The organism is Saccharospirillum mangrovi (assembly GCF_003367315.1).
Taxonomy (GTDB): domain Bacteria; phylum Pseudomonadota; class Gammaproteobacteria; order Pseudomonadales; family Natronospirillaceae; genus Saccharospirillum; species Saccharospirillum mangrovi.
In genome coordinates this window covers 268,817-282,422 of the sequence record NZ_CP031415.1, presented here as the reverse complement: position 1 = coordinate 282,422, position 13,606 = coordinate 268,817, and the positions used below count along the sequence as shown (strand labels likewise).

At 53.9% G+C, this 13,606-nt stretch carries 11 protein-coding genes, 2 tRNA genes and 3 rRNA genes; 1 reads left to right on the top strand and 15 read right to left on the bottom strand.

The window, feature by feature from the left end:
* Positions 1-16 precede the first annotated feature (16 nt).
* The 3 genes from DW349_RS01395 to DW349_RS01385 form a co-directional block, all read right to left on the bottom strand.
* Positions 17-430: a c-type cytochrome gene (locus tag DW349_RS01395; protein ID WP_108127499.1), complete on the bottom strand. Its 414-nt coding sequence runs from the start codon at positions 428-430 to the stop codon at positions 17-19.
* 194 nt (positions 431-624) lie between these two features.
* Positions 625-740, bottom strand: a 5S ribosomal RNA gene (rrf, locus tag DW349_RS01390).
* Positions 741-981: 241 nt separating this feature from the next.
* Positions 982-3,868, bottom strand: a 23S ribosomal RNA gene (locus tag DW349_RS01385).
* 172 nt (positions 3,869-4,040) lie between these two features.
* On the opposite strand from DW349_RS01385, the gene DW349_RS17290 reads away from it, so the two are divergent.
* Positions 4,041-4,283, top strand: a complete 243-nt coding sequence (locus DW349_RS17290; RefSeq protein WP_157954439.1) for a hypothetical protein — start codon at positions 4,041-4,043, stop codon at positions 4,281-4,283.
* A gap of 41 nt (positions 4,284-4,324) precedes the next feature.
* Here DW349_RS17290 and DW349_RS01380 read toward each other — a convergent pair.
* From DW349_RS01380 to prfC, 12 genes are all read right to left on the bottom strand, one after another.
* Positions 4,325-4,400, bottom strand: a tRNA-Ala gene (locus tag DW349_RS01380).
* 119 nt (positions 4,401-4,519) lie between these two features.
* Positions 4,520-4,596 (bottom strand) — tRNA-Ile (locus tag DW349_RS01375).
* Positions 4,597-4,736: 140 nt separating this feature from the next.
* Positions 4,737-6,265: ribosomal RNA gene (locus DW349_RS01370) — 16S ribosomal RNA — on the bottom strand.
* Together the 16S, 23S and 5S rRNA genes with 2 tRNA genes alongside form the textbook arrangement of a ribosomal RNA operon.
* A 433-nt stretch (positions 6,266-6,698) precedes the next feature.
* Complete coding sequence (locus tag DW349_RS01365; RefSeq protein ID WP_198650505.1) at positions 6,699-7,097, bottom strand: ClpXP protease specificity-enhancing factor; 399 nt, start codon at positions 7,095-7,097, stop codon at positions 6,699-6,701.
* Between the two features lie 3 nt (positions 7,098-7,100).
* Complete coding sequence (locus DW349_RS01360) at positions 7,101-7,730, bottom strand: glutathione S-transferase N-terminal domain-containing protein (RefSeq protein WP_108125885.1); 630 nt, start codon at positions 7,728-7,730, stop codon at positions 7,101-7,103.
* 96 nt (positions 7,731-7,826) lie between these two features.
* Positions 7,827-8,585, bottom strand: a complete 759-nt coding sequence (locus DW349_RS01355) for a cytochrome c1 (RefSeq protein WP_232819330.1) — start codon at positions 8,583-8,585, stop codon at positions 7,827-7,829.
* Positions 8,582-9,805 (bottom strand): cytochrome b, encoded by a 1,224-nt coding sequence (locus DW349_RS01350; protein ID WP_198650504.1) that lies wholly within the window; start codon positions 9,803-9,805, stop codon positions 8,582-8,584. Before DW349_RS01350 ends, DW349_RS01355 begins: the two co-directional genes overlap by 4 nt.
* Positions 9,805-10,398: a ubiquinol-cytochrome c reductase iron-sulfur subunit gene (gene petA, locus DW349_RS01345; RefSeq protein WP_108125884.1), complete on the bottom strand. Its 594-nt coding sequence runs from the start codon at positions 10,396-10,398 to the stop codon at positions 9,805-9,807. The genes DW349_RS01350 and petA overlap by 1 nt, the downstream gene beginning before the upstream one ends.
* A gap of 214 nt (positions 10,399-10,612) precedes the next feature.
* Positions 10,613-11,008 (bottom strand): 30S ribosomal protein S9, encoded by a 396-nt coding sequence (gene rpsI, locus DW349_RS01340; protein ID WP_108125883.1) that lies wholly within the window; start codon positions 11,006-11,008, stop codon positions 10,613-10,615.
* A gap of 11 nt (positions 11,009-11,019) precedes the next feature.
* Complete coding sequence (rplM, locus tag DW349_RS01335; protein WP_108125882.1) at positions 11,020-11,448, bottom strand: 50S ribosomal protein L13; 429 nt, start codon at positions 11,446-11,448, stop codon at positions 11,020-11,022.
* 131 nt (positions 11,449-11,579) lie between these two features.
* Positions 11,580-11,900, bottom strand: coding sequence for a hypothetical protein (locus tag DW349_RS01330; RefSeq protein ID WP_108125881.1), 321 nt, complete (start codon positions 11,898-11,900; stop codon positions 11,580-11,582).
* A 35-nt stretch (positions 11,901-11,935) separates the two neighbouring features.
* The gene (prfC, locus tag DW349_RS01325; protein ID WP_108125880.1) at positions 11,936-13,519 is read right to left on the bottom strand and encodes a peptide chain release factor 3; all 1,584 of its coding nucleotides are present in this window, start codon (positions 13,517-13,519) and stop codon (positions 11,936-11,938) included.
* Positions 13,520-13,606 lie beyond the last annotated feature (87 nt).

Here is a 13,606-nt window from a genome sequence, read left to right as displayed (position 1 = left end):
GCTGTCGCTGCTGCGCTTATTGCACCGCCGCCAACATATGATCAACCGCAGCTTCTACTTCTTCATCACTCAGGCTGCCATTACCGCCTTTGGGCGGCATGTTATTGAAACCGTTGATTGCGTGGTTATGAAGCGTATCCACACCTTTGCTGATACGGGCGGCCCAATCATCCGCGTTACCCAAACGAGGCGCACCCAAAACGCCACTGCCGTGACAGGCAGCACACACTTTGGTGTATACCTCGTCACCTGTCATGGGTTCTGCACTGGCCGACGCCGCCGCAGCGACCGTCGCTGTTTCGCAAGGTTGCCCTTCAATGCAGACGTTTCCAGCCGGAGCCAAACGGTCCCGTAACTGATCTTCGTAGGACTCGCCCCAGGCCAAACCAGCCAACAGTGTGAAGGTCATCAGCACTAGCAGTTTTTTCATTATCGGACCCGCATTTTAGGTATTCGAAGGTGGCGGCAAGTATAACCAGTAAAGACCCGGTTGAAAAATCCGAACGCCTGGTTAAATCCTGCTTGGCTAAAGCCTAAAAGGATAGGGCGGTTACGCTTTCAGCGTCGTGTTTTCCGGCCCAATAAAAAGCCCCGAACCATCACTGGTCCGGGGCGGTATTAAAAGCTTGACGATGACCTACTCTCACATGGGGAGACCCCACACTACCATCGGCGAGGCTGCGTTTCACGACTGAGTTCGGCAAGGAGTCAGGTGGTTCCACAGCTCTATGGTCGTCAAGCAAACTGGTTGGTGGCTGTCGTATGTGGCTCTCTAACGTCGGCATTCACTTTCTTTGCCTTCGCCTTGTCCTCGTAACAACGCACCCAATTCGCTCTGATTGACACGTTTTCTCGTTTGTCTCTCGCTAGCTTGTTCTTTCTAGCTAGCTATCTCTATCTGTCCGATCGTTCCAAGTGTTGCTCGTAGCTCTATCTTTGCTTCTTTGTTCGTCCAAGCCGCCAACACCCCTTGGGCGTTATATGGCCAAGCCGCACGGGCCATTAGTACTGGTCAGCTCAACGCCTCACAGCGCTTACACATCCAGCCTATCAACCAGGTCGTCTTCCTGGGCCCTTTAGGAGACTCGAAGTCTCAGGGAAAACTCATCTTGAAGGGGGCTTCCCGCTTAGATGCTTTCAGCGGTTATCCCGTCCGAACGTAGCTACCGGGCAATGCGATTGGCATCACAACCCGTACACCAGGGGTTCGTCCACTCCGGTCCTCTCGTACTAGGAGCAGCTCTTCTCAGTTTTCCAACGTCCACGGCAGATAGGGACCGAACTGTCTCACGACGTTCTAAACCCAGCTCGCGTACCACTTTAAATGGCGAACAGCCATACCCTTGGGACCGGCTTCAGCCCCAGGATGTGATGAGCCGACATCGAGGTGCCAAACACCGCCGTCGATGTGAACTCTTGGGCGGTATCAGCCTGTTATCCCCGGAGTACCTTTTATCCGTTGAGCGATGGCCCTTCCATACAGAACCACCGGATCACTATGACCTGCTTTCGCACCTGCTCGACCTGTCCGTCTCGCAGTCAAGCACCCTTGTGCCATTACACTAACCGCATGATTTCCGACCATGCTTAGGGTACCTTCGTGCTCCTCCGTTACTCTTTGGGAGGAGACCGCCCCAGTCAAACTACCCACCACACACGGTCCTCGCCCTGGATCACAGGGCTGAGTTAGAACCTCAAACTTGCCAGGCTGGTATTTCAAGGTCGGCTCCACATGGACTGGCGTCCACGCTTCTAAGCCTCCCAGCTATCCTACACAAACAAGCTCAAAGTCCAGTGTGAAGCTGTAGTAAAGGTTCACGGGGTCTTTCCGTCTAGCCGCGGATACACTGCATCTTAACAGCGATTTCAATTTCACTGAGTCTCGGGTGGAGACAGCGCCCCCATCGTTACGCCATTCGTGCAGGTCGGAACTTACCCGACAAGGAATTTCGCTACCTTAGGACCGTTATAGTTACGGCCGCCGTTTACCGGGGCTTCGATCAAGAGCTTCGCCTAAGCTAACCCCATCAATTAACCTTCCGGCACCGGGCAGGCGTCACACCCTATACGTCCACTTTCGTGTTTGCAGAGTGCTGTGTTTTTAATAAACAGTCGCAGGGGCCTGGTATCTTCGGCTGGCTTCCGCTCCAGTCGCAGGACCTTCACGTACACACCAGCGTGCCTTCTCCCGAAGTTACGGCACCATTTTGCCTAGTTCCTTCACCCGAGTTCTCTCAAGCGCCTTGGTATTCTCTACCTGACCACCTGTGTCGGTTTCGGGTACGGTTCGGGTGTACCTGAAGCTTAGAGGCTTTTCCTGGAAGCGGGGCATCAGTGACTTCGGGCTCCGTAGAACCACCGTCATCGTGTCTCAGGATTGTGGAACCGGATTTGCCTAATCCCACTCCCTACACACTTAAACCAGGACAACCAACGCCTGGCTCACCTAGCCTTCTCCGTCCCCCCATCGCAGTACACCCAAGTACGGGAATATTAACCCGTCTCCCATCGACTACGCTTTTCAGCCTCGCCTTAGGGGCCGACTCACCCTGCCCCGATTAACGTTGGACAGGAACCCTTGGTCTTTCGGCGTGCGAGTTTTTCACTCGCATTGTCGTTACTCATGTCAGCATTCGCACTTCTGATACCTCCAGCAGACTTCTCAATCCACCTTCAACGGCTTACAGAACGCTCCTCTACCACTTGCCAAAGGCAAGTCCGTAGCTTCGGTACCATGTTTGAGCCCCGTTATATCTTCCGCGCAGGCCGACTCGACTAGTGAGCTATTACGCTTTCTTTAAAGGGTGGCTGCTTCTAAGCCAACCTCCTAGCTGTCTAAGCCTTCCCACATCGTTTCCCACTTAACATGGATTTTGGGACCTTAGCTGACGGTCTGGGTTGTTTCCCTTTCCACGACGGACGTTAGCACCCGCCGTGTGTCTCCCGGATAGTACTCTACGGTATTCGGAGTTTGCATGGGGTTGGTAAGTCGGGATGACCCCCGAGCCCAAACAGTGCTCTACCCCCGTAGGTATTCGTCCGAGGCGCTACCTAAATAGCTTTCGAGGAGAACCAGCTATCTCCCGGCTTGATTAGCCTTTCACTCCGATCCACAGGTCATCCCCTAATTTTTCAACATTAGTGGGTTCGGTCCTCCAGTTGATGTTACTCAACCTTCAACCTGCCCATGGATAGATCGCCGGGTTTCGGGTCTACATCACGCGACTGGACGCCCAGTTAAGACTCGCTCTCGCTACGGCTCCCCTATACGGTTAACCTCGCCACGTAATGTAAGTCGCTGACCCATTATACAAAAGGTACGCCATCACCCCCGAAGGGGCTCTGACTGCTTGTACGTACAGGGTTTCAGGGTCTATTTCACTCCCCTCTCCGGGGTTCTTTTCGCCTTTCCCTCACGGTACTGGTTCACTATCGGTCAACTGGGAGTATTTAGCCTTGGAGGATGGTCCCCCCGTCTTCAGTCAAGATATCACGTGTCCCGACCTACTCGTTTTCACACCGTTGGGCTTTCGTGTACGGGGCTATCACCCACTATGGCGGTCCTTTCCAGAACCTTCCACTAGCCGGCCCGGTGCTTAAGGGCTGCTCCCCTTTCGCTCGCCGCTACTCAGGGAATCTCGGTTGATTTCTCTTCCTCGGGGTACTTAGATGTTTCAGTTCCCCCGGTTCGCCTCTTACACCTATGGATTCAGTGCAAGATACCCGCTAAAAGCGGGTGGGTTTCCCCATTCAGACATCTCCGGATCACAGGTCGTTTGCCACCTCCCCGAAGCTTTTCGCAGGCTACCACGTCTTTCATCGCCTCCAGTTGCCAAGGCATCCACCCTGTACGCTTAGTCGCTTGGCCATATAACCCGAAGGAGTGTCACAGACCGGTCTTTTGTTTCCAGCTCTTCGTTGATTCGGTGCTCGCTGCTCATGTGCTTTTCAGCACACTGCGCGGCTGCGCTCCGAGTCGCCTCGATCTGAAAACAAAATCCTCGCTCTGTTCTGCTCGCTCTCGTTATATGAGCGACGTCTTGAACGACAAAGATATTGCTACGCTTGGTTCAATCAGACTTTCTTTCTTTGAGAAAACTTCAATCAGATTGTTAAAGAACAGAAGATGCTTGCGAGTCTGCGCAAGGCGAAATGTTCTTGTTGTTAAAACAACAAAACCACTTGGCGTTGCGGACAATGAATGGATTTTCTTTTTTAGGATTTTGCAGAACGTTCTCGATGACCAAATTCGTCAAGACAAGGCGAAAGGTAAGGAAGCATAGTCATCTATGCGACGCGCCTTTCAACGCAGGATTGACGGATTTGGTGGAGCTATGCGGGATCGAACCGCAGACCTCCTGCGTGCAAAGCAGGCGCTCTCCCAGCTGAGCTATAGCCCCAAAACTTGGCCCGAATAAACCCTAAAGTGAACTCGGTTAATTTTCGCAAGACAAGGCGGAAGTTCGCGAAGCGTATTAACAATACGTGAGCGGGCTTCCAACGCAGGATTGCAGAAATTTGGTAGGACTGGGCAGATTTGAACTGCCGACCTCACCCTTATCAGGGGTGCGCTCTAACCAACTGAGCTACAGTCCTAAAAATTGTCAGTGGCTGTAGGCTGATTTGGTGAGCCGCCCATAACCTGGACACGCAAAAAATCAGCGAGCCCTGTCGCTAATCCATTCACATCTTCAAGGAATCAAGTAATTCGTTGTGGACACTTGCAGGTCTTGGTTTAAGGAGGTGATCCAACCCCAGGTTCCCCTAGGGTTACCTTGTTACGACTTCACCCCAGTCATCAACCACACCGTGGTGAGCGCCCAATGTTAAGCTACCCACTTCTGGTGCAATCAACTCCCATGGTGTGACGGGCGGTGTGTACAAGGCCCGGGAACGTATTCACCGTGACATTCTGATTCACGATTACTAGCGATTCCGACTTCATGGAGTCGAGTTGCAGACTCCAATCCGGACTACGACCGGCTTTCTCAGATTAGCTCCACCTCGCGGCTTCGCAACCGTCTGTACCGGCCATTGTAGCACGTGTGTAGCCCTACTCGTAAGGGCCATGATGACTTGACGTCGTCCCCGCCTTCCTCCGGTTTGTCACCGGCAGTCTCCTTATAGTCCCCGGCCGAACCGCTGGCAAATAAGGATAAGGGTTGCGCTCGTTACGGGACTTAACCCAACATTTCACAACACGAGCTGACGACAGCCATGCAGCACCTGTCTCAGAGTTCCCGAAGGCACCAAAGCATCTCTGCTAAGTTCTCTGGATTTCAAGAGTAGGTAAGGTTCTTCGCGTTGCTTCGAATTAAACCACATGCTCCACCGCTTGTGCGGGCCCCCGTCAATTCATTTGAGTTTTAACCTTGCGGCCGTACTCCCCAGGCGGTCGACTTATCGCGTTAACTTCGCCACCAAGTCCTTAAAGGTCCCAACGGCTAGTCGACATCGTTTACGGCGTGGACTACCAGGGTATCTAATCCTGTTTGCTCCCCACGCTTTCGCACCTCAGCGTCAGTATCAGCCCAGAGTGTCGCCTTCGCCACTGGTGTTCCTTCCGATCTCTACGCATTTCACCGCTACACCGGAAATTCCACACTCCTCTGCCGTACTCAAGCGAGCCAGTTTTGAATGCAGTTCCCAGGTTGAGCCCGGGGCTTTCACACCCAACTTAACTTGCCGCCTACGCGCGCTTTACGCCCAGTTATTCCGATTAACGCTCGCACCCTCCGTATTACCGCGGCTGCTGGCACGGAGTTAGCCGGTGCTTCTTCTGACAGTAACGTCAATGTCGATGGGTATTAACCATCAACCCTTCCTCCTGTCTGAAAGTGCTTTACAACCCGAAAGCCTTCTTCACACACGCGGCATGGCTGGATCAGGGTTGCCCCCATTGTCCAATATTCCCCACTGCTGCCTCCCGTAGGAGTCTGGGCCGTGTCTCAGTCCCAGTGTGGCTGATCATCCTCTCAGACCAGCTAGAGATCGTCGCCTTGGTGAGCCTTTACCCCACCAACTAGCTAATCTCACGCAGGCTCATCCAGTAGCGAGAGCCGAAGCCCCCTTTCCTCCTCAGAGATTATTCGGTATTAATCCGGATTTCTCCGGGCTATCCCCAACTACCGGGCAGATTCCTACGCGTTACTCACCCGTCCGCCGCTCGTCAGCAACTAGCAAGCTAGTCCTGTTACCGCTCGACTTGCATGTGTTAGGCCTGCCGCCAGCGTTCAATCTGAGCCATGATCAAACTCTTCAGTTTAAAGTCTGGCAGAGAACCCGAAGACTCCCCGCCTTTACTCATGACTCGTTCGCAAGCTCATTCACACTTCAACCGAAGCCAAAGCCTGAATAAACGCCTCTCAGAATTTCTGACAGGTCACTTGTCGATCGAGTTACCCCTCCGGAACGAATCCCGAAAGGCTTATTGGTCGACCCACAAGCGCCCACACGAATTACTTGATTCCAATACTGTTAAAGATCAACGAGCCGCGCTGTCGGCGCTCGTTTAAGCGAGGCGCGTATTCTACGCCTGCGCTGCATCCTGTCAACTCTAATTTGCAAAATTCATTTAGGAATCAGCTTGTTAGGAGAGCACCACTCAATACTTCGAACGGCGCTTCAAGGACGGCTGTCGGTGACAGCGGAGGCGCATTATAGGGATGGGTGTTGAGGTGTCAAGGCAACTTGATGCGTTACTTAACCACCTTCAATGACGGCTTTTTAGTTGCGCTTTCACTGCTAACTTCAGGCGTGCTGGGCGGCGGCTCCGTAGGCTCTTCAATATCAAACCCCATACCTTGCCCATTCTCTTTGGCAAAGATGGCCATGACCGCGCCCATCGGCACCCGAATCAACGTTGGGACGCCGCCAAAACGGGCACTGAATTCAATCCAGCGGTTGTCGATGGCTAATTCACGCACCGCTGTCGGCGATACATTGAGCGTGATTTGGCCGTCACGTACAAACTGAACCGGCACTTCCACGCCGGGGTAGTCTGCCGCCACGACCAAATACGGGGTGCAGTCATTGTCCAGCACCCACTGATGGATGGCCCGAACCATATACGGCTTGTTCGAAGTCATCTCACTCATGCGTCAGTCCCGCATTTCCTGCTCGACTTCAGACAGACTTACCTGGAACGATTCACGTGAAAACAGCCGCTCCATGTATTGAAGAATGGGCTTGCCCTGTTTTTCAGGCAGGTCGATACCCAGTGACGGCAGTCGCCAGAGAATCGGGGCAATGCAGCAATCGACCAGGGTGAATTCATCGCTCATAAAAAACGGTTGGTGATCAAATACCGGAGCGATCGCCAACAGACTCTCACGCAACTCTTTGCGCGCTTTGGTCACACTGTCTTTGCTCTTGGCTGCGACAATGGCATCGACCTTGTCGCACCAATCACGCTGAATGCGGGCAATGTACTGACGACTTTCTGCGCGCGCCACCGGGTATACCGGCAACAGCGGCGGATGCGGGAATCGTTCGTCCAGGTACTCCATCATGACGTAGTGTTCGAACAGAGACAGATCGCGATCAACCAAAGTCGGCAAGCTGTTATAGGGATTCACATCCGACACTTCCTGCGGAATGTCATTCGGATCAACATCTTTGATGTCGACCGACACGCCTTTTTCAGCCAGTACGATGCGTACGCGATGACTGTATTGGCTGATTGGATCGGAATAAAAGGTCATGGAAGAACGCTTGGCGACAACGCCCATCAGGTACTCTCCTCGATGCTAGAAACACCCTGAGTGAAGACAAAACAAGCGCGGACAAGCCGCGCTTAGAATAAATGACACTACGAACAGTCTGGATTAATGAATATCTTTCCAGAGTTCGCGATACAGCAACTGGCCAATCACCAGGAAGACAGCCAGGAAGGCAAAGACCATCCAGCCGATGCGCTCACGGTCAGCCTTGAATGGCTCACCCATGTAATCCAGGAAATTGACCAGATCGTAGATGGCTTCATCGTATTCCGACTTGGACAGAGCCCCTTCCACTTCCAGGTGCTCACAACCACCTTCGGTCAGAACCTGGCCAGTCAGCGGGTCAAACTTCTTGTCACTGACCGGATGCGGTTCCTCTGCGCACAGCCCTTGCAATTCCACCAACACGTGCGGCATACCCACGTTCGGGAAGCGCACGTTGTTTACGCCCATCGGCCGGGAATCGTCTTTATAGAAACCGCGCAGATAGGTGTACAACCAGTCTTCACCACGAACGCGAGCAACCAGGGTCAAGTCCGGCGGAGCCGTACCAAACCAGTTTTTGCCGTCGTCTTCGTGCATGGCGTTTTCCATCAGCGAGCCAAAGCTGTCACCGGTGAACACCAGATTTTCCATCATGATGTCTTCCGGAATATCCAGATCCTGGGCGACACGGTTATAGCGACCGTGCTCCAGTGAGTGACAGCCCATGCAGTAGTTCATGAACAGCTGCGAACCGTGCTGCAAAGATGGCTTATTGCTCATATCGGTTTCGATATGGTCAAGAAATCCCTCTTCACTGGCGGCGAATACCGCCAGGGGCATCAAGCTGACGACGAGAGACAGGAACAGTTTCTTCATCATTCTGGCACCCTCTCCGGCACAGGCTTGGTGGTTTCAATCCGGGTGTAGATTGGCATCAACAAGAAGTAGGCGAAGTAGATGATGGAACCAACGCGCGCCAACCAGGTGTTTAGCGGATTAACCGGCTGACCACCCAAATAGGTCAACCCGGCAAACGCCACCGCGAACAGAACCAAGGCGATCTTGCTGTACCAACCTTTATAGCGCCAGGAACGAACCGGGCTGCGATCCAGCCAGGGCAACACAAACAGAATGGCGATGGCGCCACCCATGGCGATAACACCCATCAGCTTGTCTGGCACCGCACGCAAAATGGAGTAGAACGCTCCGTAATACCAAACCGGCGCAATGTGCTCCGGCGTTTTCAGCGGGTTGGCAGCTTCGAAGTTAGCGTGCTCAAGGAAATAGCCGCCGCCTTCCGGGAAGAAGAAAATGACGCCGCAGAAAACGATCAGGAAGATGACGATCATCGGCAGTTTGCCAATGGTGAAATACGGATGGAACGGAATGCCGTCCAGCGGCCGACCTTTGTCATCCATGTGTTTCTTGATGTCGACACCGTCCGGGTTGTTAGAACCCACTTCGTGCAGTGCCAGAATATGCAGCACCACCAACAGCGCCAACACCAACGGAATGGCAATGACGTGCAGCGCGAAGAAACGGTTCAGGGTAATGCCGGAAATCAGGAAGTCACCGCGGATCCATTCGGTCAGGCCATCACCAATAACAGGGATCGCACCGAACAGAGAGATGATCACCTGGGCGCCCCAGTATGACATCTGACCCCACGGCAACACGTAACCCATGAAGCCTTCTGCCATCATCGCCAGGTAAATGAACATGCCAAACACCCAGATCAGCTCGCGAGGTTTTTGATACGAGCCGTACATGATGCCGCGGAACATGTGCAGATAGACGACGATAAAGAAAAAGGACGCACCGGTGGAATGCATGTAGCGAATGATCCAGCCGGAATGAACATCGCGCATGATGTATTCGACTGAACCGAAGGCCGCTTCCGCACTCGGTGTGAACGACATGGTCAGCCAGATACCAGTCAGGATCTGGTTAACAAAGACCAGCATGGCCAACAGACCAAAAACGTACCACCAGTTCAAATTCTTCGGTGCGTAGTATTTGGACATGTGCTTTTCGTAAGCACTGGTGACGGGCAATCGCTGATCAATCCACTGCATGATGGCAGGCTTGTTAGCACTCATCAGGCGGTCTCCTCACCAATGGTCAGAATAGTGCCGTCGACACGGTACGGCGGCACCACCAGGTTTGCCGGAGCAGGAACGCCACGATAAACCCGGCCTGCCAAATCGTATTTGGAGCCGTGGCACGGGCAGAAGAAACCACCCATCCAGTTCTCATCGAACGGTTGCGGTTCTACTTCAGGACGAAATTCCGGCGCGCAACCCAAGTGCGTGCACACGCCTTCTAACACGGCCAGATCTTCGGAGCGGGCGCGCAACAAATTCTGAGCGTATTCGGGTTGCTGAGAAGTGACTTCGGATTGAGGATCGGCCAAACGATTCATCAGACCATCTGACTTCAGACTGTCGATCATGGTCTGAGTACGGCGCACAACAAAAATAGGTTTGCCACGCCACTCAACGGTTCGCATTTCCCCAGCCTCCAGCGTACCGATATCAACACTGACCGGCGCACCAACAGCCTTGGCTTTTTCACTGGGGTACCAGGATTTGACGAAAGGGGTTGCGACTCCCACTGCACCCGCGGCGCCCATGGCTCCTGCGGCAATGTAGAGAAAGCGGCGCCGACCCTTATTTACGCCGTCTTGCGTCATTATTGAGGTCCTCTGTCTGAAGGTAGTGTAGTACTGGGCAGATGCCACAAAATGGAGGGAATACTAAAGAATTACGCCTTCTGTGACAAGAAAACCCTGCGCCATATAAGGGCATACAAAAGCCAAACTGAATTCGCTGCAGGCCACGCCAGACGGCGGCTGCAAACAAAAACGCCCGGCATTGGCCGGGCGTTTGAACAGTCCTTCGAAGCGATTAACGCTTGGAGTACTGAGGACGCTTACGCGCTTTGTGCAGACCGATTTTCTTACGCTCGACCATACGCGCATCGCGGGTCACGTAACCGGCAGCACGCAGAGGTTTGCGCAGGTTTTCGTCGTATGCAATCAACGCACGGGTGATGCCGTGGCGAATCGCACCGGCCTGACCGTTTGCACCACCGCCAGAGACGCTGATGACTACGTCGAACTTGTCAGTCATTTCGACCAGTTCGAGCGGCTGACGCACGATCATGCGTGAAGTTTCGCGACCGAAGTACTCTTCCAGAGAGCGCTTGTTGATGCGAATGTCACCGTTGCCGGGACGCAGATAGACGCGAGCGGCAGAGGTCTTGCGGCGACCGGTACCGTAATGTTGCTGAATGGCTGTCATGATGCTCCCCGTTAAATCTTCAGTTCTTTTGGCTGCTGAGCAGTATGCGGATGTTCAGTACCGGCATACACCTTCAGCTTCTTCAACATGGTCCGGCCCAGCGGTGTGCGGGGGATCATGCCTTTAACGGCCAATTCGATGATCTGCTCAGGTTTGTGATCAATCATCTTATTGAAGCTCATGGACTTCAGGCCACCAGGGTAACCGGTGTGACGGTGATACATCTTTTGATTGGCCTTACGACCAGTCACGGCTACTTTCTCAGCGTTAACCACGACGATGTAATCGCCGGTATCAACGTTGGGAGTGAACTCGGCCTTGTGCTTACCGCGCAGACGACGAGCGATTTCAGTGGCCAGACGACCCAGGGTCAGACCGTCAGCGTCGACGATGTACCAGTCGCGCTTCACTTCTGCCGGTTTTGCTACGAATGTTTTCATATTTACTCTTAACTCCGCCTAATAAGTGGGGGGCTCAGGGGAAGTTAATCCAGAATGAGGGCGCGGATCTTATAGAAGATACAGACCTCGCGCAAGACTTTTTATGGCAGTTCAGAAAGCAATCCGAAGGCTCAGCGATAGCGCTCTGGCGCCTGCATCTGCGACAGCCCATATGCCAGCGCACTCATACAGCAACAGGCGGTAAACAACAGACCCACAGTGGCACCATTAATTCCCGGCGCGGCGATGTCGGGCACGCCAAAACGACTGACACCCCAGAAATACGCCAGGCTGGAAAACAGGAAGGTCAACACCAGCATGATAACGACCAGATAGCCCTTACCGTCGTATGCCGATATGCGTCCGTCACTGACCAGCGACTGCAAACCCAAGACGGCAACACTGCCACCGCCAGCGTTTATCAGCACCAACACCAGTAAATAGACGATCATGAACCTTCCTCCAAATTACACTGAGTGGCAGACGCTCAATGCTCCCGCGTCTTGCGGAATCCGATGTCCGGATGCCGCTCTTGCGCCATTTGCAAATTGACCATGGTGGGCGCGATGTAGGTCAGGTTATCGCCGCCATCAAGCGCCAGGTTGTCGTGTGCCTTATCGCGGAACTGCTCGAGCTTGCGCTCATCCGGCGCTTCAACCCAGCGCGCGGTTGCCACGCTGATCGGCTCGTAGACGGCTTCTACCTTGTACTCGCTTTTCAAACGCTGTGCCACGACATCAAACTGTAGCAGACCCACCGCCCCAACGATCAAGTCGTTGTTCTTCAGCGGCCGGAATACCTGAACAGCGCCTTCTTCAGACAACTGTAGCAAACCCTTTTGCAACTGCTTGGCCTTGAGCGGATCTTTTAGTCGAATGCGGCGGAACAGTTCCGGGGCGAAGTTCGGAATGCCGGTGAATTTCAGATCCTCACCCTGGGTAAAGGTGTCGCCGATCTGAATGGTGCCGTGGTTGTGCAAACCGATGATATCGCCCGCCCAGGCTTCTTCGACGGCCGAACGGTCGCCGGCCAGAAACGTCAACGCATCCGAGATGCGCACATCGCGGCCCAGCCGCACCTGATGCATCTTCATGCCTTTCTCGTACTTGCCGGAGACGATGCGCAGAAAGGCAACGCGGTCGCGGTGGTTCGGGTCCATGTTCGCCTGAATCTTGAACACAAAACCGGAAAACGCCTCTTCGTCCGCTTGAACCAGACGCGCTTCAGTCGCCCGGGGTTGCGGCGTCGGCGCCCACTGAATCAGACCATCGAGCATGTGGTCGACACCAAAATTACCCAAGGCGGTGCCGAAGAATACCGGCGTCATCTGTCCGGCCAGGAATTCTTCCAGATCGAACGGATTTGCTGCCGCTTTGAGCAGTTCGATTTCCTCACGCAGCTCTTCGGCGTAACTGCCCAGCACCGAATCCAGTTCCGGATTGTCCAACCCCTGAATGGCGCGACGCTCTGCAATGGTGTGGCCCATACCGCTCTGATACAGAATCACTTCGTCGTTCAGCAGGTGATACACACCCTTGAATTGCTTGCCTTGCCCAATCGGCCAGGTGATCGGCGCGCAGCTGATCTTGAGGATGTTTTCGACTTCGTCCATCAGCTCGATCGGGTCGCGGATGTCGCGGTCGAGCTTGTTCATAAAGGTCAGTACCGGCGTTTCGCGCATGCGCGCTACGTCCATCAGTTTGATGGTCCGGTCTTCGACACCCTTGGCGGCGTCGATCACCATCAAACAGGAATCCACCGCAGTTAATGTCCGGTAGGTATCTTCGGAGAAGTCTTCGTGTCCGGGGGTATCAAGCAGGTTGACCAGCTTGTCCTGATACGGGAATTGCATCACTGAGGTGGTAATTGAGATGCCACGCTCTTTCTCCATTTCCATCCAGTCGGATTTGGCGTGCTGGCCTGATTTCTTGCCCTTCACGGTACCGGCGGTCTGCAAGGCACGTCCGAACAGCAACACCTTTTCGGTGATGGTTGTTTTACCGGCATCGGGGTGGGAGATGATGGCGAAGGTGTGGCGCTTGCCCACTTCGCTGGCGATGGATTGGCTCATATTGGCTACCTTGGGTCGGTGAGGACACAGCCTCAATACGGTCGCTGCACGCAGCGAGGACTAACGCAAACAGGGCGCCCGGACTGG

What these genes read in the sequence shown, in the direction of transcription:
- DW349_RS01395 (WP_108127499.1), bottom strand. Translation starts at nt 430, where the DNA reads ATGAAAAAACTGCTAGTGCTGATGACCTTCACACTGTTGGCTGGTTTG.
- DW349_RS01365 (WP_198650505.1), bottom strand. Translation starts at nt 7,097, where the DNA reads ATGAGTGAGATGACTTCGAACAAGCCGTATATGGTTCGGGCCATCCAT.
- DW349_RS01360 (WP_108125885.1), bottom strand. Translation starts at nt 7,730, where the DNA reads ATGGGCGTTGTCGCCAAGCGTTCTTCCATGACCTTTTATTCCGATCCA.
- DW349_RS01355 (WP_232819330.1), bottom strand. Translation starts at nt 8,585, where the DNA reads ATGATGAAGAAACTGTTCCTGTCTCTCGTCGTCAGCTTGATGCCCCTG.
- DW349_RS01350 (WP_198650504.1), bottom strand. Translation starts at nt 9,805, where the DNA reads ATGAGTGCTAACAAGCCTGCCATCATGCAGTGGATTGATCAGCGATTG.
- petA (WP_108125884.1), bottom strand. Translation starts at nt 10,398, where the DNA reads ATGACGCAAGACGGCGTAAATAAGGGTCGGCGCCGCTTTCTCTACATT.
- rpsI (WP_108125883.1), bottom strand. Translation starts at nt 11,008, where the DNA reads ATGACAGCCATTCAGCAACATTACGGTACCGGTCGCCGCAAGACCTCT.
- rplM (WP_108125882.1), bottom strand. Translation starts at nt 11,448, where the DNA reads ATGAAAACATTCGTAGCAAAACCGGCAGAAGTGAAGCGCGACTGGTAC.
- DW349_RS01330 (WP_108125881.1), bottom strand. Translation starts at nt 11,900, where the DNA reads ATGATCGTCTATTTACTGGTGTTGGTGCTGATAAACGCTGGCGGTGGC.
- prfC (WP_108125880.1), bottom strand. Translation starts at nt 13,519, where the DNA reads ATGAGCCAATCCATCGCCAGCGAAGTGGGCAAGCGCCACACCTTCGCC.